Source organism: Streptomyces sp. CA-278952 (assembly GCF_028747205.1).
Taxonomy (GTDB): domain Bacteria; phylum Actinomycetota; class Actinomycetes; order Streptomycetales; family Streptomycetaceae; genus Streptomyces.
The window spans coordinates 2,215,091-2,241,438 of record NZ_CP112880.1 but is presented as its reverse complement, the minus strand read 5'-3'; the positions used below and the strand labels follow the sequence as shown (position 1 = coordinate 2,241,438).

Sequence of the window (26,348 nt, the reverse complement as noted above, 5' to 3'; positions counted from 1 at the left end):
CCATGGCTGTGGCAGCCAAACAACGGGACCGCACCCACTACCTGTACATCGCCGTGATCGCCGCCGTGGCGCTCGGCATCCTGGTGGGCTTCGCGGCCCCCGGGGTGGCCGTCGAGCTGAAGCCCATCGGCGCCGGCTTCGTGAACCTGATCAAGATGATGATCTCGCCGATCATCTTCTGCACGATCGTCCTGGGCGTCGGCTCGGTGCGCAAGGCCGCCAAGGTCGGCGCGGTCGGCGGTCTCGCGCTGGGCTACTTCCTGGTCATGTCGACCGTGGCCCTCGCCATCGGCCTGCTCGTCGGCAACGTCCTGGAGCCCGGCTCCACCCTCCACATCACCGAGCAGGCGCGGGCCGCCGGCGAGGCGCAGGCGTCGGGCGCGAGCGAGTCCACCGTGGACTTCCTGCTCGGCATCATCCCGACCACGATCGTCTCCGCCTTCACCGCGGGAGAGGTCCTCCAGACCCTGCTCGTCGCGCTGCTCGCGGGCTTCGCGCTTCAGGCGATGGGCTCGGCCGGCGAGCCGATCATCCGCGGCATCACCCACATCCAGCGCCTCGTCTTCCGCATCCTCGCCATGATCATGTGGGCCGCCCCGGTCGGCGCGTTCGGCGCGATCGCCGCGGTGGTCGGCGAGACGGGCCTCGACGCCCTGAAGTCCCTGGCGATCATCATGATCGGGTTCTACGTCACCTGTGCGCTGTTCGTCTTCGTGGTGCTCGGCGCGATCCTGCGCCTGGTCGCCGGGGTCAACCTGTTCTCGCTGCTGAAGTACCTGGGCCGCGAGTTCCTGCTCATCCTGTCCACCTCCTCCTCCGAGTCGGCCCTGCCGCGGCTGATCGCGAAGATGGAGCACCTCGGCGTCAGCAAGCCCGTCGTCGGCATCACCGTGCCGACCGGCTACTCCTTCAACCTCGACGGCACCGCGATCTACCTCACGATGTCCTCGCTGTTCATCGCCAACGCGATGGGCGACCCGCTGAGCGCGAGCGAGCAGATCTCGCTGCTGGTCTTCATGGTCATCGCCTCGAAGGGCGCGGCGGGCGTGACCGGCGCGGGCCTGGCGACCCTGGCCGGCGGGCTCCAGTCGCACCGCCCCGAGCTCGTCGACGGCGTCGGCCTGATCGTCGGCATCGACCGCTTCATGAGCGAGGCCCGCGCGCTGACCAACTTCGCGGGCAACGCGGTCGCCACGGTGCTGGTCGGCCACTGGACCAAGGAGATCGACAAGGACCGGGTCAACGAGGTGCTGGCCGGCCGGGTCCCGTTCGACGAGAAGACCCTCGTCGACGACCACGCCCCGGCGGGCGGCTCGGGCGAGGTCCCCGAGCAGCGGGACACCGAAGGGCAGCCCGTAAAGGTCTGACCCGCTCCACGCCCCCACACACACAGGCACACGCCGCAGGCACGGCGCGCCCCCGCATCCCCGGATCCCCCACAGCCACGGCGGCGCCCCCCACCCGAGGACACCCGTACCCCCCGGTACGGGTGTCCTCGGCTTCCGTGTCCGGTACTGGCCCCTTGTGTCCGTGTTCTGTCACGACTGCCCCGGCCGGCACAACCCTGCCTCTCCCGCACCGGTCTTGAGGGGTGAAGGACCGCAGTCCGCCCCCGAGCCCCACGACCGAAGGACTCCCATGCGCATCCCCCCTTCCCGCAGCCGTACCCTGCGCGGTGGGACCGCCGCCGTGGCCGCCACCGCGCTGGTGGCGCTGGGCGCCGCGCCGGCGCTCGCCGCCGAGCCGGAGCCGGACCTCGGCGTCGGAACGATCGCACCGATCAAGGGGGTTCAGGCCGGAAGCGCGTTCTCCACACCCCTGACCTTCCTCAACAAGGGGACGGAGGAGGTGCCCGTCTCCTATGTGACGTACGCCGTGTCACCCGGTCTCCAGGCCGACGAGATGTACAAGAACTGCAGCTACTACACGATCCCCTCCTACGACGAGATGCCCGACTCCCACGTCGCCGCCTGCAAGATCGACCAGCCGCTGAAGCCGGGCGTCGTCTACGGGACGGAGAAGCCGCTCTCCCTCAAGGCGCTCGACTCCGCGCTCAACGACGACCTGTGGGTGACGCTGGGCGTCACCGAGCCGGACCCGGACCAGGGCGACAGCGGCTCCACCGATCCGGTCCAGGGCACCGGCGACCCGCTCACTCTCGTGGAGAAGGGCCCCGCCACCGACGCCGACCGGAAGAACCACCCCGAACCGGCCGCCTCGGCGGACGTCACCGCGGCGAACACCGCCGACTTCGGCCTGACCGGTGCCGAGCTGAAGGGCAAGGTCGGCGACAAGGTCACCGCGACGGTGAAGTTCGCCAACAAGGGCCCCGCCCGAGTGCAGGGGAAGATCGACCGGAGCGTGACCACCGTCGACATCCGCATCCCGAAGGGCACGTCCGTCGTCAAGGCGCACGGATACTGCGACGCGGTCACCAAGACGCACTACAGCTGCGGGACCTCGCAGTCCTGGGTGGATGTGGACGGCGGCGAGAGCTACCCCTTCGTCCTGCGCGTCGACAAGGCGGTCGGCCGCACCACCGGCGAGGTCTCCTTCAGCGGACAGGAGCGCCCCTTCGACCGGAACGCGGCCAATGACACCGCGCAGATCGTGATCGACACCGGCAAGGCACCGGACACCTCGGGCTCCACCGGTTCCACCGGCGGTACGGGGGGCACGGGCGGTTCCCCGTCCACCGGAGGCTCCGGCTCCACCGGCTCCACGAGCACCACCGGCGGGACCGCGACCACCGGTGGCTCCGCCGACACGGGCGGCTCGACGGCCGGCGGCGCTACCCCGCAGACGACCGGCGGCAACCTCGCCGCGACCGGATCGGACTCCACCGCGCCGCTCGTCGGCATGGCGGCCGCGGCGGTCGCCGCGGGCGGCGGCATCATCTGGGCCGTGCGCCGGCGGTCGGCGACCCGCGCCAACTGACGGCGCGGCGCCGACGCCCTTGCGTTGCGCCCTTGCGTTGACGTCGGCGTCAAGGAATACGTTCGTCCCATGCGCATCGGGGAGCTGGCGAGACGAGCCGGGACGACGACGCGGACGCTCCGCTACTACGAGTCGCGCGGACTGCTGCCCGCACGGCGCGCGGAGAACGGCTACCGCAGCTACGACGAGGGCGACACGTCGGTGCGCGCCGAGGTCGGCACACAGCCCGCCCGAGCCGACCTGATGGTCTTCCGGGCGGGTGAGCCGGTGAAGTCGATCGTCGGCGCCCGGCCGAAGCGGAGGCTCCTCCAGGAGCTGGAGGACGTCCTCGCCCCGGCCGGCCCCACCGAGCCGCACCGCACCGACCTGGACGCTTTCCCGGAAGTACGTATCTGACAGTCAAGTGGGCTCTGGTCAGACGCTGTTCACCCGCCCAGCATGATCCCCATGACGCGAGCGAACACGACCACTGCCCCCACCTCCGACCTCACCCCTGTCACCGTCCTCGGCCTCGGCGACATGGGCCGCTCCCTGGCCCGCGCCTTCGTGGCCGCCGGCCACCCCACCACCGTCTGGAACCGTTCTCCCGAGAAGGGCGAGGACGTCGTCTCCCTGGGCGCGGTGCGGGCCGCGTCCGCCGAGGAGGCCGTGCGGGCGAGCGGGCTCGTCGTGGTCTGCCTCGTCGACTACGACGCCTCCGACGCGGTCCTGGAGCCGCTGGCCGGGGCGCTGGAGGGGCGGGTCCTGGTCAACCTCACCTCGGACACCCCGGCCCGGTCGCGGGGGACCGCCGCCTGGGCCGAGAAGCACTCCCTGGCGTACCTCGACGGGGCGATCATGGTGCCCGTCGACGTGGTCGGCTCGGCGGACGCGCTGGTGTTCCACTCCGGCGACCGGGCCGCGTTCGAGGCGCACGAGACCACCCTCAAGGCGCTCGGCGCGCCCGCCACCTTCCTCGGCGAGGACCACGGGCTCGCCGCCGCCTACGACATGGCGATGCTGGACTTCTTCTACGGGGCCATGGGCGGCCTCGTCCACGCCTTCGCGCTGGCCCGGGCAGAGGGCATCGACGGAGCGTCGCTCGCCCCGTACCTCAACACGATCGCGGGCATCCTGCCGCCGATCGCCGCGTACACGGCGCAGGACATCGACACGCGCTCGTACACGGGCGAGGGCGCGAACCTCGCCATGATGGCGGCCAGCGTCGACCACATCCTGCACACCGCGAAGGACCGTGGCCTGGACGTCTCGCAGCTCGCCGCGCTCAAGGGCGTCACCGACCGGGCGATTGCCAAGGGCCACGGCACCGATTCCTGGTCGAGCATCGTCGAGGTGATCGCCGCCGATCACTGACCTGCCGTCAACGGGGGAGGGGCCCGCGCCACGTCGTCACCGACGCGGTACGGGCCCCGGCCGTTCACCTCGGCCCCGCTCACCCCGGCCGGACTACGCCGGGCGGAACCACACCGTGGCCAGCGGCGGCAGCGTGAGCGAGATGCTGCACGGGCGGCCGTGCGCGGGCACCGCCTCCGCCTTCAGCGGCTCCTCGTTGCGCACGTCGCCACCGCCGTACCGGGCGGCGTCGGTGTTCAGCACCTCCACCCAGCCCTCCGTACCGGTCTCCGGCACCCCGAGGCGGTAGTCGCTCCGGACCGCCGGGGAGAAGTGGGAGACTGCCAGCAGCGGGGAGCCGTCCGCGTCGTACCGCAGGAACGCGAACACGTTGTCCTCGGCCGCCCCGCCGTCCACCCAGCTGAACCCCTCCGGCACCGTGTCCCGCTGCCAGAGCGCGGGCACCGCCCCGTACACCGCGTTCAGGTCGCCGACCAGGTCCCGCACCCCGCGGTGGTCGCCGGACGCCCCGTAGGAGGGGTCCAGCAGCCACCAGTCCGGCCCGTGCCCCTCGGACCACTCGGCCCCTTGGGCGAACTCCTGCCCCATGAAAAGGAGTTGCTTGCCGGGGTGGGCCCACATGAAGCCCAGGTAGGCGCGGTGGTTGGCGCGCTGCTGCCACCAGTCGCCGGGCATCTTCGCCACCAGCGCCTGCTTGCCGTGCACCACCTCGTCGTGCGAGATCGGCAGCACGTAGTTCTCGCTGTACGCGTACACCATCGAGAAGGTCATCTCGTTGTGGTGGTACTTGCGGTGGACCGGCTCCTTGGCGATGTACTGGAGCGAGTCGTGCATCCAGCCCATGTTCCACTTCAGCCCGAAGCCCAGGCCCCCGCCGTCGGTGGGCCGGGTGACGCCGTCCCAGGCGGTGGACTCCTCGGCGATGGTGACGACACCGGGGTTGCGGCGGTAGACCGTCGCGTTCATCTCCTGGAGGAAGGCGACCGCGTCCAGGTTCTCCCGGCCGCCGAACTCGTTGGGCGACCACTGGCCGTCCTCGCGGGAGTAGTCGAGGTAGAGCATCGAGGCCACCGCGTCGACCCGCAGCCCGTCGATGTGGAACTCCTCGCACCAGTAAGTGGCGTTGGCGACGAGGAAGTTGCGGACCTCGGTGCGGCCGTAGTCGAACTCCAGCGTCCCCCAGTCCGGGTGCGCCGCGCGCTGTGGGTCGGAGTGCTCGTACAGCGGCCGGCCGTCGAACTCGGCCAGCGCCCAGTCGTCGCGCGGGAAGTGCGCCGGAACCCAGTCCATGATCACGCCGATGCCTGCCCGGTGCAGGGCGTCCACCAGGAAGCGGAAGTCGTCCGGGGTGCCCATCCGCGAGGTCGGCGCGTAGAAACCGGTGACCTGATAGCCCCAGGAACCGCCGAAGGGATGCTCGGAGACCGGCATCAGCTCGACATGCGTGAAGCCCAGATCCTTCACATAGGCCGGGAGCTGCTCCGCTAGTTGACGGTACGTCAGCCCGGGGCGCCAGGAGGCGAGATGGACCTCGTACACCGAGAACGGGGCCTCGTGGACAGGCCGGTCGCCCCGATGGGCCATCCAGTCCGCGTCCTGCCACGCGTGGTGCGACGCGGTGACGATCGAGGCCGTCGCGGGCGGCACCTCGGCGCGCCGGGCCATCGGGTCGGCCCGCACCGTGTGCGAACCGTCCGGGCGGCAGATGTCGTACTTGTACAGCGCGCCCTCGCCGACCCCGGGCAGGAACAGCTCCCACACCCCGGTCGAGCCGAGCGAGCGCATCGGGAAGCCCGTGCCGTCCCAGTAGTTGAAGTCACCGGTGATCCGCACGCCGCGCGCGTTCGGCGCCCAGAGGGTGAACCGGGTGCCGGCCACCCCCTGGTGCTCCATCGGCTCCGCGCCGAGCGCCCGCCACAGCTCCTCGTGGCGGCCCTCGCCGATCAGATGCAGATCGAGCTCGCCGATCGCGGGCCAGAAGCGGTACGCGTCCTCCACCTCGATGACGTTGTCGTCGTACGCCACTTCGAGCCGGTACGCGGGGGCCTCCGGCACCGGCAGCACACCGGAGAAGAAGCCGTCCCCGTCGTCGTGCAGTTCGGCCCGCAGCCCGGTCGCCAGCACCGTGACCGACCGGGCGAACGGCCGCAGCGCCCGGACCAGCACCCCGCCGGGGATCGGGTGGGCGCCGAGCACGTCGTGCGGCGCGTGGTGGTCGCCGGCCAGCAGCCGGCCGCGGTCCGCGCCGTCCAGGGCCGGTGCGGGACGCGCGCCCTGGCCGTCCCCGGCCTGCCGGGGCCGCGGCGGGCCCGTGTCGGCGCGCCGGGGCCGGGCACCCCCGGCGGTCGCGGTCTTCGTGGTGGTCGCGGCGGGCGCGGGCGTCGGCGCCGCCGCCACGTCGACGGCGGCTTCGACGGGTGCCTCGACCGGCGTTTCGGCGGGGATCTCGACGGGCAGTTCGGCGGGGACTTCGGCGGTCTTGCGGGATGCCTTGCGGGACGGCTTGCGGGCGGTCACAGGGACTGCCTCCTCGGAGAGTGAAGGGGGAAGAGCGCGGGGTCGAGGGGAGGTGCGTGGGGGTACGGCTCAGGCCGCTGCGGACTGGGCCAGTCGCTGGATGGCCGCCATCGGAACCGGCAGCCAGTCGGGGCGGTGCCGGGCCTCGTACAGCACCTCGTACACGGCCTTGTCGGTCTCATGGGCGCGCAGCAGCTCCGGTTCGCAGCGCGGGTCGCTGCCCGACGCCTGCGCGTAGCCCTCGCAGTAGGCGGCACGGCAGCGGGCCGCCCACTCCGGGTTCCACGGGCGGTGCGAGCGGGCCGCGTAGTCGAAGGACCGCAGCATGCCCGCGACGTCACGGACCGGGGGCGCGGGCATGCGGCGCTCGGGGAGCGGGCGGGCCGGTTCGCCCTCGAAGTCGATCAGCGACCAGAACCCGTCGGCGGAGCGCAGCGTCTGTCCGAGGTGGAGATCGCCGTGCACCCGCTGCTGGGCCCAGCCGCTGCCCCGGACCCCGAGGTCGGTCACCGCCTCGAACGCGGCGCGCAGTCCGGGGACGTACGGCACGAGCGCCGGGACCGCCTGGGCGGCGGCCTCCAGCCGTCGGGTCATCTCCGCGACGAGCTGCCGCGTCTGGGTGCCGCGAAGCGCCGGGGTCGGCAGCGCGGCGGCGAGCGCGGTGTGGACCTCGGCGGTGGCCCGGCCCAGCGCCCGGGCCTCGCTGAGGAAGTCGCGGCCCGCGGCGAGCGCGCCCAGCGCGAGCTGCCAGCCGTCGCGTGCGCCGTGCAGGAAGGGCTGGAGGACGCCGAGGGTGAGCGGTTCGGGTCCTGGCGCCTCGAACCAGGCGACCGGGGCCGGTACCCGTTCGCACCCCTCGCCGCTGAGGGCGAGCGGCAGTTCCAGGTCCGGGTTGGTGCCCGGGAAGACGCGGCGGAAGATCTTGAGGATGTACGCATCCCCGTAGACGAGCGAGGAGTTGGACTGTTCGGCGTCGAGCACCCGGGGCGCGAGACCGGCCGGGATCGCGGCGGTCCGCTCGAAGCGCAGGGAGCCGAGACTCCCGGGGCGGCGGAAGCGTTCCAGCAGCAGATCGGCCAGCCGCGGGTCGTGCAGCGCGTCGTAGACGGCCCGTCCGGCGAGCGGGCCCCGCTCGACCCGGCCGATAAGGGCGCCCGCGAGGAGCGGTGGAAGTGACGTTCTTGCACCGAGGAGCAGTTGGTAGCAGTCCTCGGCCGGGCGGGTCTGCTGGGCGGGCTGCTCGACCCGCACCAGCAGGTGCAGCAGCCCCGGGCCCGCCGTGCCGTCCAGCGGCAGCATCTCGGTGGCCGAGACCAGGGAGAAGCCGGTGACCGGCCGGCCCTTTCCGGCGAACCACCGCTGCCTGGGCAGCCAGGCATGGAGCAGCGGGGCGAGGGACGGGAGCAGATTCCCGTCCTTCGTCACCCCGGCCGTTGCGCTGTTCCTCGTGCTCTTCGCCAGGGCGACGTGAGTGGATGCAGCCTCCGACATGGCATCGCGTCCTTTCCCCGGGCACACCACAGGATGCGAAGAGTGTCCCGGATTGCGGCAATGGCTGTCCGGCTGTGCGGGACGTGTCGGGTCAGGAGCGTCTCTACGGACTCGAACGGCGGAACGGTGAAGGCCGAAGGCGCCGGAAGGGTGAAGGCCCAAGGCCTTGCCTAGGGGTCAGGGTGCCCCGTGCGGGACGGCGGAAACCGTCCCGCACGGGGCGGGGCCGGCATCAGGCCGGCGGCGCGTCCTTGCGCAGCCGGAACCAGTAGAAGCCGTGTCCCGCGAGGGTCAGCAGGTAGGGCCACTGGCCGATGGCCGGGAAGCGTACCCCGCCGATCAATTCCACCGGATGACGTCCGTTGAACGATCGCAGGTCCAGTTCCGTCGGCTGCGCGAACCGCGAGAAGTTGTGCACGCACAGGACGAGATCGTCCCCGTACTCGCGGGTGAACGCCAGCACCGCCGGGTTGGACGAGGGCAGTTCGGTGTACTCGCCGAGACCGAAGGCCGGATTCTGCTTACGGATCTCGATCATCCGACGGGTCCAGTGCAGCAGCGAGGACGGCGAGGCCATCGACGCCTCGACGTTGGTGACCTGGTAGCCGTGGACCGGGTCCATGATCGTGGGGAGGTAGAGCCGCCCCGGATCGCTGGAGGAGAACCCGGCGTTGCGGTCGGGCGTCCACTGCATCGGGGTGCGCACCGCGTCCCGGTCGCCCAGCCAGATGTTGTCGCCCATCCCGATCTCGTCCCCGTAGTAGAGGATCGGGGAGCCGGGCAGCGACAGCAGCAGGGCGGTGAACAGCTCGATCTGGTTGCGGTCGTTGTCCAGCAGCGGGGCCAGCCGCCTCCGGATGCCGATGTTGGCGCGCATCCGCGGGTCCTTGGCGTACTCCGCGTACATGTAGTCGCGCTCTTCGTCCGTGACCATTTCGAGGGTCAGCTCGTCGTGGTTGCGCAGGAAGATGCCCCACTGGCAGTTCTTCGGGATCGCCGGGGTCTTCGCCAGGATCTCGGAGACCGGGTAGCGGCTCTCACGGCGCACCGCCATGAAGATCCGCGGCATCACGGGGAAGTGGAACGCCATGTGGCACTCGTCCCCGCCCTGCTCGTAGTCGCCGAAGTAGTCGACGACGTCCTCCGGCCACTGGTTGGCCTCGGCGAGCAGCACGGTGTCCGGGTAGTTGGCGTCGATCTCCTTGCGGACCCGCTTGAGGAAGTGATGGGTCTCGGGGAGGTTCTCGCAGTTGGTGCCCTCGCGCTGGTAGAGGTAGGGCACCGCGTCGACCCGGAAGCCGTCGATGCCCAGGTCCAGCCAGAAGCGCAGGGCCGCCAGGATCTCCTCCTGGACCGCCGGGTTCTCGTAGTTGAGGTCCGGCTGGTGCGAGAAGAAGCGGTGCCAGTAGTACTGCTTGCGCACCGGGTCGAAGGTCCAGTTGGACGTCTCGGTGTCGACGAAGATGATCCGGGCGTCCTGGAACTGCTTGTCGTCGTCCGCCCAGACGTAGTAGTCGCCGTACGGCCCGTCCGGGTCGGTGCGGGACTGCTGGAACCACTCGTGCTGATCGCTCGTGTGGTTCATGACGAAGTCGATGATGACGCGCATGCCCCGCTGGTGCGAGGCGTCCACGAACTCCACGAAGTCGGCGAGATCGCCGAACTCCGGCAGCACGGCGGTGTAGTCGGAGACGTCGTAGCCTCCGTCGCGCAGCGGCGACTTGAAGAACGGCGGCAGCCAGAGGCAGTCGACGCCGAGCCACTGGAGATAGTCCAGCTTGGCGGTGATGCCCTTGAGGTCGCCGATTCCGTCGCCGTTGGAGTCCTGGAAGGACCGGACGAGCACCTCGTAGAAGACGGCGCGTTTGAACCAGTCGGGATCGCGGTCCTTGGCGGGAGTGTCCTCGAACGTGTCGTGGACAGGCTCATTGACGATCATGGTGTGGGTGACCCTCCGGTCGGCGGGGACGGTCGCAGGACGGCGATGTGCGCGGGCGTGATGCCCGGCTCTAGGCGCACATAGAAGGCCCTGCCCCAGTGGTAGGTATCGCCGGTGAGCTCGTCGCGCACCGGTACGCGCTCGTGCCAGGAGAGGCCGAGCCGCTCCATGTCCAACGAGACCGTGGCCTCCTGGGTGTGGTGCGGGTCGAGGTTCACGACCACCAGGACGGTGTTCGTTCCGGAGCGCTTGCTGTAGGCGATCAGCGCTTCGTTGTCGGTGTGGTGGAAGTGGACGTCGCGCAGTTGCCGCAGAGCGGGGTTGCGCCGGCGGATCCGGTTCAGCGAGGTGATCAGGGGCGTCAGCGTGCGGCCCTCGCGTTCCGCCGACTCCCAGTCCCTCGGGCGCAGTTCGTACTTCTCCGAGTGCAGGTACTCCTCGCTCTCCGGCTTGGCCGGGGTGTTCTCGCACAGCTCGAATCCCGCGTACACGCCCCAGGAAGGGGCCAGCGTCGCGGCCAGGACCGCCCGTGTCTCAAAGGCCGGGCGGCCGCCCTCCTGGAGGTAGCCGGGAAGGATGTCGGGGGTGTTCACGAAGAAGTTGGGCCGCATGTACGAGGCGGCCTCGCCGGACAGCTCCGTGACGTACTCGGTGAGCTCCTGCTTGGTGTTGCGCCAGGTGAAGTACGTGTACGACTGCTGGAAGCCGACCGTGCCCAGGGTGCGCATCATCGCCGGGCGGGTGAACGCCTCCGCCAGGAAGATGACGTCGGGGTCGGCGCCGTTGATCTCGGAGATGACCTTCTCCCAGAAGACCACCGGTTTCGTGTGCGGGTTGTCGACGCGGAAGATCCGCACCCCGCGGTCCATCCAGAAGCGCAGGATGCGTACCGTCTCCGCCACCAGACCGCGCATGTCCTTGTCGAAGGCGATCGGATAGATGTCCTGGTACTTCTTCGGCGGGTTCTCGGCGTACGCGATCGAACCGTCGGGGCGGTGGTGGAACCAGTCCGGGTGCTCCTTGACCCACGGGTGGTCCGGCGAGCACTGGAGCGCGAAGTCCAGCGCGATCTCCATCCGCAGATTGCGGGCCACCGACACGAAGTGGTCGAAGTCCTCCAGCGTCCCCAGCTCCGGGTGGACCGCGTCGTGCCCGCCGTCCGGTGAACCGATCGCCCACGGCACGCCCGGGTCGTGCTCCCCGGGCGTCAGGGAGTTGTCCGGGCCCTTGCGGTGGGTCGTCCCGATCGGGTGGACCGGCGGCAGGTACACGACGTCGAACCCCATCGCGGCGACCGCGGGCAGCCGCTCGGCGGCCGTCCGGAAGGTGCCGCTGACCAGCCGCGTCTCCGCGTCCGGCGAGGTGTCCGCCGGGTCCACCGGCACCCGCTCCGCGCCCTCCGAGCGCGGGAACAGCTCGTACCACGACCCGAACAGCGCCCGCTCGCGCTCCACCCGCACCGCCAGCGGCTTGGAGCGGGTGACCAGTTCGCGCAGCGGATACCGGGCCAGGACCGCGTCGGCGGCCGGGGTCAGGGCTGCGGCCAGCCGGGCGGCCGGCGGGTGGGCCGTGTCGCGCAGCGCGTCCACCGCCGCCAGCACCGCCTCCCGGCCGTGCTTCTTCGGGACGCCCGCCGCGGCCCGCTCCAGCAGCGCCGCGCCCTCCGCCAGCACCAGGTCCGTGTCGATGCCCGCCGGGATCTTGATCGCGGCGTGGTGCCGCCAGGTGGTGACCGGATCGCTCCAGGCCTCCACCGTGTACGTCCAGCGGCCCTCGGAGGCCGGAGTGACATCCGCCTCCCACCGGTCCGTGCCCTGCGCCGCCTCGCGCATCGGGGTCCACGCCCCGACCCGTCCGCTCGGATCGCGCAGCACGACGTTGGCGGCCACCGCGTCATGGCCTTCACGGAAGACGGTGGCGCTGACCTGGAAGGTCTCACCGACGACGGCTTTCGCCGCCCGTCTGCCGCAGTCGACGAGAGGACGGACGTCCAGGACGGGAATACGACCGATCATGGAATCACCTGAGGGCTGGAGGAGCTCGGTGTGCACGGGGGACGGCACGGGCGCGGAGGACCGACCGCGTGTGCCGCGAAGACGGGGATCTGTCCTTTGTAGCTGCTCGGCTGTCTGCTGACGGGCTGTGGGCATGGCCGCTCCTGTCCGCGTTCACTCGAATGGCACTCGAATGGATGGGTCGCGGGGGTTTCGTGCATGTTTCCGGATGCACGGAGAACGTCTGCGGGCCGGGTCGTGCCGCGTACCGGGGAAGCCTTCCCCGCGTCCGCGGGTGGGAAATCCGGCGCTGTGTTAACTACTCGGTCGTAGTCGACCGCCCGGGCCCCGCCGCACGCGGCGCGCACGCCCCCGCCGGGAATTGCGGGACAGCCCTTGGGGGAGCCCGGAGCGCCTCCACGGGTTCCGGATACCCGCTCTGCGGCGCCACACGGCAGCCTTCCTTGTGGCAGGGAGGTCCACAAGGCTGCGTACGGGGTGAAATCGGCCAAACCCCCAGGTAAGCGGAGTGACGGGGGATCACGGGCGGGACGCGCGGGGCCCCTGTGGGAGGCGCGTACCGGCCGCGCCGGGACCTCGCGCGCCGTCCGCGCGCCGTGGCGGACCGCCACGGACGGCCGCTACCTTCAGGGGTGACGGAAGGGACGCACACCGTGGTGCGTCCGCCCGGATGCGCAAGTCCCCTGTAAAGGTGGAGTACGTGAAGGCCATTCGTCGATTCACCGTGCGTCCTGTCCTCCCCGAACCCCTGCGACCTCTCCACGACCTCGCGCACAACCTGCGCTGGTCGTGGCATACCGAGACCCGTGAGCTCTTCCGGTCCGCCGACCCCGAGGGCTGGCGGCCCGCGGACGCCGACCCCGTACGCCTGCTCGGCTCGCTGTCCGCCGGGCGGCTCACCGAACTGGCCGGGGACGAGGAGTACCTCGGCCGCCTCGCCGAGGCCTCCGCCGATCTGGCCGAATATCTGAACGGCCCCCGCTGGTACCAGGAGCAGCGGGCCGCCGGAGCGGAACTGCCCTCCGGCGTCGCCTACTTCTCACCCGAGTTCGGCGTCACCGCCGCACTGCCCCAGTACAGCGGCGGCCTCGGCATCCTGGCCGGCGACCACCTCAAGGCCGCCAGCGACCTCGGCGTCCCGCTCATCGGCGTGGGCCTGCTCTACCGGCACGGCTACTTCCGCCAGAGCCTCTCGCGCGAGGGCTGGCAGCAGGAGCACTATCCCGTCCTCGACCCCAACGAACTCCCGCTCGAACTGGTCCGCGAGGCCGACGGCGCCCCTGCCCGGGTGGTGCTGGCCCTGCCCGGCGGACGCTCGCTGCACGCCTGCATCTGGCTGGCCCGGGTCGGCCGGGTGCCGCTGCTCCTGCTCGACTCCGACGTCGAGGAGAACGCCCCGGGCGAACGCGACGTCACCGACCGGCTGTACGGCGGCGGCAGCGACCACCGCCTGCTCCAGGAGATGCTGCTCGGCATCGGCGGAGTGCGCGCGGTGCGCACCTGGTGCCGGCTGACCGGCACCCCGGAGCCGGAGGTGTTCCACACCAACGAGGGCCATGCGGGCTTCCTCGGCCTGGAGCGTATCCGTGAACTGATCCCCACCGGTCTTGACTTCGACGCCGCCCTGGAAGTGGTCCGGGCCGGGACGGTCTTCACCACCCACACCCCGGTGCCCGCCGGGATAGACCGCTTCGACCGGGGGCTCGTCGCCCGCCACTTCGGCGACGACGGCGAGCTGCCCGGCGTCGGTGTCGAGAAGATCCTGCGGCTCGGCACCGAGACCTACCCCGGCGGTGAGCCGGAGCTGTTCAACATGGCGGTGATGGGCCTGAGGCTCGCCCAGCGCGCCAACGGCGTCTCCACCCTCCACGGGGCCGTCAGCCGGGAGATGTTCTCCGGGCTCTGGCCGGGCTTCGACCCCGCCGAGGTGCCGATCACCTCCGTCACCAACGGGGTCCACGCACCGACCTGGGTCGCCCCCGAGGTGTTCCGCCTCGGCGCGGGCCAGGTCGGCGAGGACCGCGCCCACCAGGTGCTGGCGGGCGGCCCGGTGGATGGCGAGGACTCCTCGCGGAGCGGCGCCCCGCGCCGCTGGGACGCGGTGGGCGGCATCGGCGACCAGGAGATCTGGGAGCTGCGCCGGGATTTGCGCGGCCAGCTGGTCACCGAGGTCCGCCGCAGGCTCTACGCCTCCTGGCGCCGGCGCGGCGCGGGCACCGCCGAACTGGGCTGGATCGACGGCGTCCTCGACCCGGACGTCCTGACGATCGGCTTCGCCCGGCGCGTTCCCTCGTACAAGCGGCTCACGCTGATGCTGCGCGACCGCGACCGGCTGCGGGCGCTGCTGCTGCACCCGACCCGCCCGATCCAGATCGTCGTCGCGGGCAAGGCCCACCCCGCCGACGACGGCGGCAAGCGGCTGGTGCAGGAGCTGGTGCGGTTCGCGGACGACGCGGGGGTCCGCCACCGCATCGTCTTCCTCCCGGACTACGGGATGGGCATGGCCCAGAAGCTCTACCCGGGCTGCGACGTCTGGCTCAACAACCCGCTGCGTCCGCTGGAGGCGTGCGGCACGAGCGGGATGAAGGCGGCGCTGAACGGCTGCCTGAACCTGTCCGTGCGTGACGGCTGGTGGGACGAGTGGTTCGACCCGGACTTCGGCTGGGAGATCCCCACCGCCGACGGCTCGGCGACCGACGAGGACCGCCGCGACGAGCTGGAGGCGAACGCCCTGTACGCCCTGATCGAGGACCGCGTCGCCCCGCGCTTCTACGACCGGGGGGCCGGGGGACTGCCCGACCGCTGGATCGAGATGGTCCGCTCCACGCTGGTCTCCCTGGGACCGCGGGTGCTCGCGGGGCGGATGGTGCGCGAGTACGTGGAACGCCTGTACGCCCCCGCCGCGCGGTCCCGGCGGGCCCTGGATCCCGGGGCCGCGCGGGACCTCGCCCAGTGGAAGGCCAAGGTCCGGGCGGCCTGGCGCGGGGTCTCCGTCGACCACGTGGAGTCGGTGACCGACACCGCGGCGGGCGGCTCGGCGGAGCTCGGCGCCACCCTGGCGCTGCGGGTGCGGATCGCGCTCGGCGGCCTGGACCCGGACGACGTGGAGGTCCAGGTGGTCGCGGGCCGGGTCGATTCGGGCGACGCCATCGCGGACGCCCAGACCTTCCCGCTGAAGCCGGCGGGCGGCCAGGACCTGGAGGACCGCTGGCTGTACGAGGGGCCGCTCGCGCTGGACCGGACGGGACCGTACGGCTACACCGTGCGCGTCCTGCCCGCCCACCCGCTGCTGGCCACCAGCGCCGAACTGGGCCTGGTCGCCCTGCCGGCCGAGGCGGCGGGGGAGGGCGCGGGCGTGCTGCTGCGCTGAGCGCTCGCCCCGGGGACCCCGCGCATGCGCTGGTCCCCTCGTCCACGCCATGGCGAACGGCCCGGGAGGGGCGGACCCCTCCCGGGCCGTTCCGTCTGCGCTCCGCGCGGGCCGGTGGGCCCGGTGGGTCAGAAGCGGGCCGGTGGGCCCGGTGGGATCAGAAGGTGAGCTTGAAGCTGTTGATCCGCCCGGTGTCCTGGCGTGCGACGTCCTGGACCTTCAGCTTCCAGACCCCGTTGGCCACCTCGGACGAGGCGTTGACCGTGTAGGTCGCCACCACGTTGTCCGCGGAGTCGCCGGAGGAGGAGTTCTTCAGCCGGTAGGCGGTGCCGTCCGGGGCCACCAGATCGACGACCAGGTCACCGCGCCACGTGTGCGTGATGTTCACGTCCGCCTTGAGGGTGCTCGGCGCGTTGCCGGTCACACCGGAGACGGTGACCGCGCTGGTGACGGCGGCGCCGGCGTCCGGGATGGCCACCGCGGTGGTGTTCTCGAACACCTTGCCGCCCGGGTCGGGGTCGCCGCCGCCGGGGCGGGCGCCCACGTTGATGCCGGCCCAGGCGTGGGCCACGGCCGCGTACTCGGGGCTGGTGGTCCCGTACAGCTCACCGGCGACCGCGAGCGTGCCGGTGCGGGCAGCCGCGTAGTTGGTCGTCGAGGTGAACTTGGTGGTGAGCGCCTTGAACCAGATCTGAGCGGCCTTGTCCCGGCCGATGCCGGTCACCGGGAGCCCGTCGGAGGTCGGCGAGTCGTAGTTGACGCCGTTGACGGTCTTGGCGCCGCTGCCCTCGGAGAGCAGGTAGAACCAGTGGTTCGCCGGGCCCGAGGAGTAGTGGACGTCGACGTTGCCGATGCCCGAGTACCAGTAGTCCTTGGACGAGCCGTCCTTGGAGGGCTTGTCCATGTAGCGCAGCGGGGTGCCGTCGCCGTTGATGTCGATCTTCTCGCCGACCATGTAGTCGCCCGGGTCCTGGGCGGTGTCGGAGTAGAACTCCACGCCCGCGGCGAAGATGTCCGAGGTGGCCTCGTTGAGGCCGCCGGACTCGCCGCTGTAGACCAGCTTGGCCGTGACCGAGGTCAGGCCGTGCGTCATCTCGTGGGCGGCCACGTCCAGGGAGGTCAGCGGCTTCACGTTGCCGCTGCCGTCGCCGTACGTCATGCAGAAGCAGCTGTCCTGCCAGAACGCGTTGACGTAGTTGTTGCCGTAGTGGACGCGGGAGTACGCGCCGACGCCGTCACCGCGGATGCCGGAGCGGCCGTGCACGTTCTTGTAGTAGTCCCACGTCTCGGCCGCGCCGTAGTGGGCGTCCGCGCCGGCCGTCTCGGCGTTCTGCGGAGTGCCGTCGCCCCAGATGTCGTCCGGGCCGGAGAACAGCGTGCCGGTGCCGGAGCTGCCCCGGTTCAGGTTGTACGTCTTGTGGTTGCCGCGCGTGGTGTCGGTCAGGGTGTACGAGGGCGCGGTGCCCAGGGTGACCTGGCCGTTGTACTGCGTGTTGCCCGTGCCGTTGTGGACGGCCTGCCACTCGTAGAGCTTCTCGCCGGAGGCGGCGTCGGTGACGACGTGCAGCTCGTTCGGGGTGCCGTCGTGCTGGAGTCCGCCGACCACGGTCTCGTACGCGAGCTGCGGGGAGCCGCTGCCCAGCCACACCACCTTGCGCGGGGCCTCGCTGGCCTTCTTCGCCTTCGACCCCTCGGCCTTCGCCGCGCCGAGCGCCTGCTTCTCGGCCGCTGCCGGGGCCACGTCGGCGGTGAGTCCGACGGCCTTCAGCTGCGCGCTGGTCGCCTTCGACGCCTTGCTGACGCCCTCGGTCGCTCCGGCCGCGGACGCCTTGACCACGAGGTCGCCGCCGAGGACGGGAAGCCCGTTCAGGGTGCGCTCGTAGCGGGTGTGCGTCGTGCCGTCGCGGTCCTGGACGACGTCGCGGACCACGAGCTTCTCCGTGGACCCGAGGCCGAGCTCCTTGGCGGTGGCCGCCTTGGTGGCGTTCGCCTCGCTGAGCAGCTCGGCGCGCTGGGCGGGGGAGAGCTTGACGGGCAGGGCGCCCGGGTCGGCCTTCGTGCCGGCGGTGATGCCGCCGAGCGGGGCCGAGGAGGGAGCGGAGGTGGCGGTCGCGGCCCCGGACGGAATGGCGACGGCTATGAGGGCTGCTGCGGCTATCAGAGCGCCGGTCGCGGTGGCGCGACGGCTGGGCGTGGATCTCACGCGGACTCCTTCTGCGAGGGGGGTACCGGCGGCGCTGGACGGGCCGTCCGGACGGTGCAGGCGGTGCGCAGAACGGGGTGAAGAGTCTCAGCAGATGACCGCACCTGTCAGGACCGCGTCAACATGTTGGCCGGTTTTCGTTCGTTGCCGGAAAGGTCATGTTCGTTAAGCGGACGTTTCGCCGATCATTGCCGCAGCGTTACCGGGCGTGGTGGAGCCCGGCATTCACAGGGTGGTCACAGGTTTCGCGCCCGACGGGCACCGCGCCGTCGCGGGCGGGGAGGGGTGGGGTGACCGCCTGGTGAGACGGCGTCGGGTTCTGGCCAGATTCGCATGCCGGAACGCGCCGGGACCCGGCGGCCCGTCAGGGGGCGGCGTGGGGTGGCCGAGACGCTCGGGCGGTGGCCCCCGGCGGGTACACCGCGTCCAGGAGGTCACGCACGAAGCGGTCCACGTCGTCCAGCCCCGACGCCGCGAGCGTGGCCGGCCCGTCCGTCAGCAGATGCGGGATCGCCGCGTGCAGAGCGAGGGTGACGACGGCGGCCCGCTGCGGGGTGACAGGCAGCCCGGCGGAGCGCTGGGCCAGTTCCATGCCCACGAAATCCCCGCTCGCCATCGGGTCGAGGATGGAGGACAGCCAGGGGCGCCGGGTCGCCTCGGCCTGGAGCTCCAGCACCGCCAGCAGCCGGGAGCGGCCCGGCCCCGCGACGTTCTCCAGGAGTGAGCGGAAGAGGGCTGTCAGGCCCTCGCGGTCCGCCGGCCCCGGAGCCGCCGCCAACTGCGCGGTGAGCGCGAGGTACTGCTCCAGGCACCGCTCGGCCGCCGCGCGGAGCACCGCGTCCCGGGTCGGGAAGTAGTTCTTGGTGGTCCCCGGCGGCACCTCGGCGGCCCGGTCCACGGCCCGGTGGGTCAGCCCGCGCCCGCCGTCCCGGGCCAGCACCTCGACGGCCGCGTCCCGCAGTCGGTCCCGGCGGTCCGGATTCACGCGCGCTCCCTCACTCCCGTACGGCTGCCGCCCGCGAGGGGGTGCCCTTGCCGATGCTACCCCAGCCGTGGTACCACAGGTGTGGTGGTACCACAGGTGTGGTGGTACTCCGTGCGGTCTCCTCCGTGCGGTCCGAACGAGCTCGGGAGCGCGACATGACAGGAACGGCGACGGTGGTCGGCGCGGGCATCGGCGGTCTGGCGACCGCGATCGGACTCCGCCGCGCGGGCTGGACGGTGACGGTGCTGGAGCGGCGCACCGAACTGGAGCGGTACGGTGCGGCCTTCGGCATCCACCCCACCGCACAGTCCGCGCTCGACCGGCTCGGCGTGGGTGACGCGCTGCGCGACCACGCCGTGCCCTACCGCGACGCGCACATCCGCACCCCGGACGGGACATCGATCGGCCGCCTCCCGCTGGAGCGGATCGAACGCAGGGCGGGCCGCCCCGAACTCCTCATCTCCCGGTCCCGCTTGCTCGACGCCCTGCTCGCCGCCCTCGAAGCCTTCGGCGACGTCCCGCTCAAGCTCGGCGAGCGGGTCACCGGCCTCGACGCGCCGGCCGCCGGACAGGACCTGGTGGTCGGCGCCGACGGCATCCGCAGCGCCGTTCGCACCGCCCGCTTCGGCGACCGCAGCGGCCCCCGCAGGATCGGCACCGTCGCCTGGATCGGCGTGGCCGACCTCGAGAGCCCGGTGCACGGCGAGACCTGGGGCAGCGGCCGCTTCTTCGGGATGACCCCGGTCGAACCGGGCCGCACCAACTGGTACGCCACCGTGCCCGAGGCCACAACCGCCGAGAAACTGCGCGCCTCCTTCGCCGGCTGGCACGACCCGATCCCGCGCATCCTGGACGCCACCGACCCGGCCACCTGGATCCGCTACGAGATGCTCCACCTCTACCCGGCGCTGCCCACTTTCGTCTCCACCGGCACCCGGGCCGCCTCCCCCGCCTCCTTCGGTGCCGGGCCCGCCTCCCGTATCTCCTCCGGCACCCGGGCTGCCTCCCGTGTGTCCTCCGACGCCCGGCCCGTCCCCGTCGCCCTGGTCGGCGACGCGGCCCACGCCATGACGCCCAACCTCGGCCAGGGCGCCTGTACCGCGATCCTGGACGCGGACGCCCTGAGCCGTGCGCTGGCCGCCGCGCCCCCGGGCCCCGCGGGCATCGAGGGCGCCCTGCGCGCCTACGACCGCGAACGCCGCCGCAGCGTCCAGCGGACCGCCTTCGGCTCGCGGACCCTGCACCGCTTCATGAGCACGGAGCGCACCCGGCTGCGGGACGCGGCGGTGCGGCTGCTGCCGGGCTGAGTTTCGGGGGCTGCGAATCCGTTCGCCCGGGCCTGCCCCGGCCCCGTCCGCGGGTTCGCATCCCGTCGGCATCGCACCCGGCCCTCAAGGCGGAGTGATTTTCCTGGAGCTCCTGCTTCCGCTCGGGGCCGGTGCCGGGGAGGCGCTGCTCCTCGTGCAGCTTGTGCGTGGCTTGCCGGGCCTGCTTGCTGGCGGGGCCCGCGATATCGACAGCCTTGTTCTCACCGGCATCGCCACCAGCGCTGTAGTGCTGGCCACTCTGTGGCGCGCCATCGACCTGGACTTCGGCCTCACCGTGCTGGCGGATGGCTGCCTCGACACCGACCCCGAGGTGCACCGGATGCTCACCGAGAAGCTGTTCCCGCAGTGGGCGGATGTCGTCGCGGTCGAGGACTGGCTTCTTCGAGGAGACCGGGAGTGAGGAGGGGAGGTGGCAGCTCCTTCCGGCAGTGAGGAGGGGAGGCGGCAGCTCTTTCCGGCAGTGAGGATCACCCTCCCCTCAGGCCAGGCTGTCCTTCCACGTCCGGTGCAGCCCCGCGAACCGCCCCGTCCCGCCGATCAGTTCGGCGGGTGCGCCGTCCTCCACGATCCGGCCGTGCTCCATCACCAGCACCCGGTCCGCGATCTCCACCGTGGAGAGCCGGTGGGCGATCACCACCGCCGTGCGGCCGTGCAGCACCGTGTCCATGGCCCGCTGCACGGCCCGCTCGCCGGGGACGTCCAGGGAGCTGGTCGCCTCGTCCAGGATCAGCACCGCCGGGTTCGCCAGCAAGGCCCGGGCGAACGCCACCAACTGCCGCTGGCCCGCCGAGATGCGCCCGCCCCGCTTGCGTACGTCCGTGTCGTAGCCGTCCGGCAGGGCGGCGATGAAGTCGTGCGCGCCGATCGCCTTCGCGGCGTGCTCGATCTCCTCGCGGGTGGCGTCCGGGCGGCCGATCGCGATGTTCTCCGCGACCGTCCCGGAGAACAGGAACGCCTCCTGCGTCACCATCACCACGCCCCGGCGCAGCTCGGCGGTGTCCAGGTCGCGCAGGTCGGTGCCGTCCAGCAGGACCCGGCCCTCGGTCGGGTCGTAGAAGCGGGCCAGCAGCTTGGCCAGCGTCGACTTGCCCGCGCCCGTGGACCCGACGACCGCCACCGTCCGGCCCGCCGGGATGTGCAGGTCGAACGTGGGCAGCACCTCGCCGCCCGTACGGTAGGCGAACCGCACCCCGTCGAACGTGACCTCCCGGCCCGGGAGCCCGCCCGCGCGTGGCGGCAGTTCCTTCGGCCGGTCGGTCTCCGGGACGTTCGGCGTCTGGGCCAGCAGACCGGCGATCTTCGCCAGCGAAGCGGCCGCCGACTCGTACGAGTTGAGGAACATCCCCAGCCGGTCGATCGGGTCGTACAGGCGGCGCAGATACAGCACCGCCGCCGCCAGCACCCCGAGCGCCAGCGTTCCGTCCGCCACCCGGTAGGCGCCCCAGAGCACCATCCCGGCCACCGCCGTGTTCGCGATCAGCCGTGAACCGATGACATAGCGGGCCATCTCCAGCATCGCGTCGCCGTTCGCCCGCTCGTGGCGGGTGTTCAGCGCCGTGAACACGGTGTCGTTGCTCCGCTCGCGGCGGAAGGCCTGGACCGGACGGATGCCGTTCATCGTCTCCGCGAACTTCACGATCACCGTGGCGATCGCCGTCGACCGCGCCGCGAACGCGACGGACGCCCGCCGCCGGTACAGGCGCACCATCAGATACAGCGGTACGAAGGAGAGCGTGGCGATCGCGCCGATCCCCAGGTCCAGCCAGAGCAGCACCAACGCGATCGACACGAACGACAGGACCACGCCGATCAGTTCCTGGAGCCCTTCGCTCAGCAGCTCCCGCAGCGACTCCACATCCGTCGTGGAGCGCGAGATCAGCCGGCCCGAGGTGTAGCGCTCGTGGAAGTCGACGCTGAGCGCCTGCGCGTGCCGGAAGATCCGGCCCCGCAAGTCGAGCAGCACGTCCTGGTTGATCCGCGCCGCGGCCCGGATGAAGGCGTACTGGAGGACGCCCGCGCCGACCGAACACACCGCGTAGCCGATCGCGACCGCGATCAGCGGCCCGTAGTCGTGGTCCCGGAACGCCGGAACCCCGCTGTCGATGGCGTACGCCACCAGCAGCGGGCCCGCCTGCATCGCGACCTGCTGGACGAGCAGGAGCAGGGCCGACACCGCGACCCGGCCGCGCATCGGGGCCAGCAGCGAGAACAGCAGCGCCCTGGTCGCCCCGGGCGGCGCGGGCAGGTCGTCCCGGTCGAACGGGTCGTCCGCGCGCCCGGGCGCGGGCGCGACCCGGCTCGACGGCGGGCCGTCGTCGTCGGCGGCCGGGAGCGAGGCGTCGTCGGTGGTCGTGGTCATCGGGCACTGCCCTCCTCGGCGGGGACCTGCTGTACGGGAGCGCTCACCGGAGTGGCCGGGGGCGGTGCGGTGGACGCGTCCACCGGTGCGTCGGGCTCGTCCACCGGCGTCGCGGGCGTGTCCCTTGGTGCGGCGGACGCGTCCACCGGTTCGGCCGGCGTGTCCACCGGGCCGGCGGGAGGCCGTGCGGCGGGCTCGCCGCCCGCGCCCGACATCAGCCAGGCGTACTCCGCGTTGGCGCGCAACAGCTCCTGATGCGTGCCGACCGCGGCGATCCGGCCCCCGGACAGCAACGCCACCCGGTCGGCCAGCATCACCGTGGAGGGGCGGTGCGCCACGACCACCGCGGTCGTCCGCTCCAGGACCTGCCGCAGCGCGGCCTCCACCAGCGTCTCCGTGTGCACGTCCAGCGCGGAGAGCGGGTCGTCCAGCACCAGGAAGCGCGGCTCCCCGACCACGGCGCGGGCCAGCGCGAGGCGCTGGCGCTGGCCGCCGGACAGGCTCAGGCCCTGCTCGCCGACCTCGGTGTCCAGCCCCTGGGGCAACCGGTGCACGAAGTCGGCCTGGGCCACCGACAGCGCCCGCCGCACCTGTTGCTCGTCCGCGTCCGCCGCGCCCATCGTCACGTTCTCGCCGACCGTCGCGGAGAACAGCGTCGGCTCCTCGAACGCCACCGAGACCAGCTCCCGCAGCCGGGAGCGCTCCATCGTGGCGATGTCCTCGCCGTCCAGCGTGATCCGCCCGCCGGTCACCTCGTGCAGCCGGGGCACCAAGGCGGTGAGCGTCGTCTTGCCCGACCCCGTACCCCCGACCAGGGCCAGCGTCTCACCGGGCCGGATGTGCAGATCGATCCCGGCGAGGACCGGCGGCGAGCCCGGGTCCGCGTCCGGGTAGCGGAACTCGACGCCCTCGAACACCATCCCCGGGGCGGTGTCCGGCGCGCCCTCCCGTACGGCGACGGCCCCGGGCTCCTCCGCCACGTCCATCACCTCGAAATACCGGTCGGTCGCGGTCGCCGACTCCTGGCTCATCGCCAGCAGGAAGCCGATCGACTCCACCGGCCAGCGCAGGGCGAGCGCCGTGGACAGGAACGCCACCAGCGTGCCCGCGGACAGCGTCCCGTCCGCCACCTGGATGGTGCCGAGCACCAGCGCCGCTCCGATCGCCAACTCCGGGATGGCGGTGATCAGCGCCCAGATCCCGGCGAGCAGCCGGGCCTTGCCCAGCTCCGTGGTGCGCAGCCGGTGCGACATCGCCCGGAACGCCCGCGCCTGACTGCGGTGTCGGCCGAAGCCCTTGACGATGCGGATGCCCAGCACGCTCTCCTCGACGACCGTGGTGAGGTCGCCGACCTGGTCCTGGGCCCGGCGCGCGACCACCGAGTACTCCGTCTCGAACAGCGAGCACAGGATCATCAGCGGCACCGCGGGCGCCAGCAGAACCAGGCCGAGCGTCCAGTCCTGGGCGAACAGGATGACGAACCCGACCAGGATCGTGGCCGCGTTGACGACCAGGAAGGTCAGCGGGAACGCCAGGAACATCCGGAGCAGCATCAGGTCCGTCGTCCCGCGCGACAGCAGCTGACCCGAGGCCCAGCGGTCGTGGAACGCGACCGGCAGCCGTTGCAGATGGCGGTAGAGATCCGCCCGCATCGACGCCTCGACCCCGGCCAGCGGGCGCGCCACCAGCCACCGCCGGAGCCCGAACAGCAGCGCCTCGGCGATGCCCAGCACCAGCAGGTACAGCGCCCCCAGCCACACCCCGCCCGGATCGCGGCCGGCGACGGGACCGTCCACCATCCACTTCAGGACCAGCGGGATCACCAGCCCCAGGCAGGACGCCAGGATCGCCACGAGGGCGGCCGTGAACAGGCGCACCCGCACGGGTCGGACATAGGGCCACAGGCGCAGGAGGGAGCGCACGGCGGACCGGTCCGTGCGCTCGGCAGGCTTTTTGGGCATCAGGGGCGACTTTACGTTTCACCACTGACATCGGTCCTGCCAATTTCCGCCGTGCCGGACTCGCCCGCGGCGGCGGTCGTACTCCGGGTCAACCGATCGGCTGATGCGCCGTCGAGCGTGACGGCGGATACCGCCCGCGCCCGCCCGCCGGAACCCTGGTGGACATGGCAATCATCGAAGTCAACGGGGTACGCAAGACCTACGCCGGCCGTGCCGTGGTCGACGGCGTCTCCTTCTCCGTCGACGAGGGGGAGATCTTCGGCATCCTCGGCCCCAACGGGGCGGGCAAGACCACCACCGTCGAATGCGTGGAGGGCCTGCGCCTCCCCGACGCGGGCACCATCAAGGTCGCCGGGCTCGACCCCGTCGCCGACCACGACCGGGTGACGCGACTGCTCGGCGCCCAGCTCCAGGAGAGCGACCTCCAGGCCAAACTGACCGTACGGGAGGCGCTGGAGCTGTACACCGCCTTCTATCCGGCCCCCGCCGACTGGCGGCCGCTCGCGGACCGGCTCGGACTGGCGGACCGGCTCACCACCCGCTTTGCCAAGCTCTCCGGCGGCCAGAAGCAGCGCCTGTTCATCGCCCTCGCCCTGATCGGCAACCCGAAGGTCGTCGTGCTCGACGAGCTGACCACCGGCCTCGACCCGCGCGCCCGGCGCGACACCTGGAAGCTCATCGAGGAGATCCGTGACGGCGGGGTGACCGTCCTGCTCGTCACCCACTTCATGGAGGAGGCCCAGCGCCTCTGCGACCGGATCGCCGTCATCGACCGGGGCAGGGTCGTCGCCCTGGACACCCCGGCAGGGCTGATCCGGCAGGCCACGGGCTCCACCGTCGTCTCCTTCGTCCCCTCCCGGGCGCTCATCGGCCCCGACCTCACCCGGCTCACCGCGCTTCCCGGCGTCGTGACCGTGACCCCGCCCGACCGCGAGGGGGCGCTCACGCTGCACGGCACCGACGAGACGGTCACCCCGTTCGTCGCCCTGCTCGCCGAACTCGGCGTCACCGCCCAGCGGCTGCGCATCACCGAGACCAGCCTCGACGAAGCCTTCCTCGACCTCACCGGACAGGACCTCTGACATGCCGACCGAGACCACCACCGCACCGGCCACCGCCCCCGGGCCCCGCGGCGCCCGGCGACGCGGCCCCGCGGCCGCCGTCCTGATCGCCGAGAGCCAGCTCTTCCTCCGCGAACCGGGCAACCTGTTCTGGATCTTCGCCTTCCCCTCCGTTCTTCTGGTGATCCTCGGCTTCATCCCCGCCTTCACGGAGGCACAGGACGACCTCGGCGGACGGCGCGTCATCGACCTGTACGTCCCCATCTCGATCCTGCTCGCCATGATCACGGCGGCGGTCCAGGCGATGCCGCCGGTCCTCACCGCCTACCGCGAGCGCGGAATCCTGCGCCGGATGTCCACCACCCCGGTGCGGCCCTCCGCCCTGCTCTGGGCCCAGATCCTGCTGCACGGCGCGGCCTGCCTCGCCTCCGCGCTCCTCGTCACCGTCGTCGGCCGGATCGCCTACGGGGTCGCGCTGCCCGAACAGCTCCCCGGCTATCTGCTGGCGCTGCTGCTCGCCGTCGCCGCCGTGCTGACCCTGGGCTCCATGATCTGCGCCCTGTCCCGGACGACGAAGGCGGCCACCGCGTTCGGCACGGGCACCTACCTCGTGATGATGTTCAGCGCCGGGGTGTGGCTGCCCGTCCAGACGATGCCCGACGCCCTGCGCCGCATCGTGGAGATCACCCCGCTGGGGGCCGCCTCCCAGGCGCTGGAGCAGGCCGCGTCCGGGAGCTGGCCGGGCTGGATCCACCTCCTGGTCCTCGCCCTGTGGACCGCGGCTCTCGGCATCGCGGCCGCTCGACTCTTCCGGTGGCAGTGACGGAGA

16 protein-coding genes and 1 pseudogene are annotated in these 26,348 nt (G+C 71.9%); 9 read left to right on the top strand and 8 right to left on the bottom strand.

All coding sequences use genetic code 11. The features are described 5' to 3' along the window. The first annotated feature begins 2 nt into the window (after positions 1–2). The 4 genes from N7925_RS09680 (at position 3) to N7925_RS09665 (ending at position 4,290) form a co-directional block, all read left to right on the top strand. Positions 3–1,367 (top strand): cation:dicarboxylate symporter family transporter, encoded by a 1,365-nt coding sequence (locus tag N7925_RS09680; RefSeq protein WP_265599274.1) that lies wholly within the window; start codon positions 3–5, stop codon positions 1,365–1,367. Between the two features lie 271 nt (positions 1,368–1,638). Further along, positions 1,639–2,937 carry an LAETG motif-containing sortase-dependent surface protein gene (locus N7925_RS09675; protein ID WP_265599273.1) on the top strand — a complete coding sequence of 433 codons (1,299 nt, stop codon included), beginning with the start codon at positions 1,639–1,641 and terminating at the stop codon, positions 2,935–2,937. Between the two features lie 69 nt (positions 2,938–3,006). After that, positions 3,007–3,333, top strand: a complete 327-nt coding sequence (locus N7925_RS36160; protein WP_265599272.1) for a MerR family DNA-binding transcriptional regulator — start codon at positions 3,007–3,009, stop codon at positions 3,331–3,333. A gap of 51 nt (positions 3,334–3,384) precedes the next feature. Then, complete coding sequence (locus N7925_RS09665) at positions 3,385–4,290, top strand: NAD(P)-dependent oxidoreductase (RefSeq protein ID WP_265599271.1); 906 nt, start codon at positions 3,385–3,387, stop codon at positions 4,288–4,290. Positions 4,291–4,383: 93 nt separating this feature from the next. Here the strand turns inward: N7925_RS09665 and glgB are convergent, their stop codons facing one another. The 4 genes from glgB to N7925_RS09645 form a co-directional block, all read right to left on the bottom strand. Next, positions 4,384–6,807, bottom strand: a complete 2,424-nt coding sequence (glgB, locus tag N7925_RS09660) for a 1,4-alpha-glucan branching enzyme (protein ID WP_274343633.1) — start codon at positions 6,805–6,807, stop codon at positions 4,384–4,386. 69 nt (positions 6,808–6,876) lie between these two features. Next, positions 6,877–8,298 (bottom strand): maltokinase N-terminal cap-like domain-containing protein, encoded by a 1,422-nt coding sequence (locus N7925_RS09655; RefSeq protein WP_265599269.1) that lies wholly within the window; start codon positions 8,296–8,298, stop codon positions 6,877–6,879. Between the two features lie 232 nt (positions 8,299–8,530). Beyond that, a complete protein-coding gene (gene treS / locus N7925_RS09650) occupies positions 8,531–10,237 on the bottom strand; it encodes a maltose alpha-D-glucosyltransferase (RefSeq protein ID WP_018958927.1) in 1,707 nt (568 codons plus the stop codon). Then, positions 10,234–12,252 (bottom strand): alpha-1,4-glucan--maltose-1-phosphate maltosyltransferase, encoded by a 2,019-nt coding sequence (locus tag N7925_RS09645; protein WP_274343632.1) that lies wholly within the window; start codon positions 12,250–12,252, stop codon positions 10,234–10,236. Before N7925_RS09645 ends, treS begins: the two co-directional genes overlap by 4 nt. Positions 12,253–12,952: 700 nt before the next feature. Between N7925_RS09645 and glgP the strand changes: the two genes are divergently transcribed. Beyond that, positions 12,953–15,622: an alpha-glucan family phosphorylase gene (glgP, locus tag N7925_RS09640; RefSeq protein WP_265599266.1), complete on the top strand. Its 2,670-nt coding sequence runs from the start codon at positions 12,953–12,955 to the stop codon at positions 15,620–15,622. Positions 15,623–15,779: 157 nt separating this feature from the next. Here glgP and N7925_RS09635 read toward each other — a convergent pair whose 3' ends face one another. Further along, positions 15,780–17,825, bottom strand: coding sequence for a M4 family metallopeptidase (locus tag N7925_RS09635; protein WP_274343631.1), 2,046 nt, complete (start codon positions 17,823–17,825; stop codon positions 15,780–15,782). A 364-nt stretch (positions 17,826–18,189) separates the two neighbouring features. Next, the gene (locus N7925_RS09630) at positions 18,190–18,810 is read right to left on the bottom strand and encodes a TetR/AcrR family transcriptional regulator (protein ID WP_274343630.1); all 621 of its coding nucleotides are present in this window, start codon (positions 18,808–18,810) and stop codon (positions 18,190–18,192) included. A gap of 155 nt (positions 18,811–18,965) precedes the next feature. On the opposite strand from N7925_RS09630, the gene N7925_RS09625 reads away from it, so the two are divergent. Continuing rightward, positions 18,966–20,117, top strand: a complete 1,152-nt coding sequence (locus N7925_RS09625; RefSeq protein WP_274343629.1) for an FAD-dependent oxidoreductase — start codon at positions 18,966–18,968, stop codon at positions 20,115–20,117. A 196-nt stretch (positions 20,118–20,313) separates the two neighbouring features. Further along, positions 20,314–20,538: pseudogene (locus N7925_RS09615) on the top strand (isochorismatase family protein); the annotation flags it as partial. 78 nt (positions 20,539–20,616) lie between these two features. Here N7925_RS09615 and N7925_RS09610 read toward each other — a convergent pair. Together N7925_RS09610 and N7925_RS09605 are read right to left on the bottom strand one after the other, a co-directional pair. After that, the gene (locus N7925_RS09610; protein ID WP_274343628.1) at positions 20,617–22,497 is read right to left on the bottom strand and encodes an ABC transporter ATP-binding protein; all 1,881 of its coding nucleotides are present in this window, start codon (positions 22,495–22,497) and stop codon (positions 20,617–20,619) included. Beyond that, positions 22,494–24,458 (bottom strand): ABC transporter ATP-binding protein, encoded by a 1,965-nt coding sequence (locus N7925_RS09605; RefSeq protein ID WP_274343627.1) that lies wholly within the window; start codon positions 24,456–24,458, stop codon positions 22,494–22,496. Before N7925_RS09605 ends, N7925_RS09610 begins: the two co-directional genes overlap by 4 nt. A 164-nt stretch (positions 24,459–24,622) precedes the next feature. Here N7925_RS09605 and N7925_RS09600 point away from each other — a divergent pair, with 164 nt between their 5' ends. Beyond that, positions 24,623–25,540 (top strand): ABC transporter ATP-binding protein, encoded by a 918-nt coding sequence (locus N7925_RS09600; protein ID WP_274343626.1) that lies wholly within the window; start codon positions 24,623–24,625, stop codon positions 25,538–25,540. A 1-nt stretch (position 25,541) separates the two neighbouring features. Continuing rightward, on the top strand, positions 25,542–26,342 hold the full coding sequence (locus tag N7925_RS09595; RefSeq protein ID WP_274343625.1) for an ABC transporter permease: 801 nt from the start codon (positions 25,542–25,544) through the stop codon (positions 26,340–26,342). Positions 26,343–26,348: the final 6 nt, after the last annotated feature.

What these genes read in the sequence shown, in the direction of transcription:
- N7925_RS09665 (WP_265599271.1), top strand. Translation starts at nt 3,385, where the DNA reads ATGACGCGAGCGAACACGACCACTGCCCCCACCTCCGACCTCACCCCT.
- N7925_RS09675 (WP_265599273.1), top strand. Translation starts at nt 1,639, where the DNA reads ATGCGCATCCCCCCTTCCCGCAGCCGTACCCTGCGCGGTGGGACCGCC.
- N7925_RS09680 (WP_265599274.1), top strand. Translation starts at nt 3, where the DNA reads ATGGCTGTGGCAGCCAAACAACGGGACCGCACCCACTACCTGTACATC.
- N7925_RS09625 (WP_274343629.1), top strand. Translation starts at nt 18,966, where the DNA reads ATGACAGGAACGGCGACGGTGGTCGGCGCGGGCATCGGCGGTCTGGCG.
- N7925_RS09605 (WP_274343627.1), bottom strand. Translation starts at nt 24,458, where the DNA reads ATGCCCAAAAAGCCTGCCGAGCGCACGGACCGGTCCGCCGTGCGCTCC.
- N7925_RS09610 (WP_274343628.1), bottom strand. Translation starts at nt 22,497, where the DNA reads ATGACCACGACCACCGACGACGCCTCGCTCCCGGCCGCCGACGACGAC.
- N7925_RS09655 (WP_265599269.1), bottom strand. Translation starts at nt 8,298, where the DNA reads ATGTCGGAGGCTGCATCCACTCACGTCGCCCTGGCGAAGAGCACGAGG.
- N7925_RS09600 (WP_274343626.1), top strand. Translation starts at nt 24,623, where the DNA reads ATGGCAATCATCGAAGTCAACGGGGTACGCAAGACCTACGCCGGCCGT.
- treS (WP_018958927.1), bottom strand. Translation starts at nt 10,237, where the DNA reads ATGATCGTCAATGAGCCTGTCCACGACACGTTCGAGGACACTCCCGCC.
- N7925_RS09595 (WP_274343625.1), top strand. Translation starts at nt 25,542, where the DNA reads ATGCCGACCGAGACCACCACCGCACCGGCCACCGCCCCCGGGCCCCGC.
- N7925_RS36160 (WP_265599272.1), top strand. Translation starts at nt 3,007, where the DNA reads ATGCGCATCGGGGAGCTGGCGAGACGAGCCGGGACGACGACGCGGACG.
- N7925_RS09645 (WP_274343632.1), bottom strand. Translation starts at nt 12,252, where the DNA reads ATGATCGGTCGTATTCCCGTCCTGGACGTCCGTCCTCTCGTCGACTGC.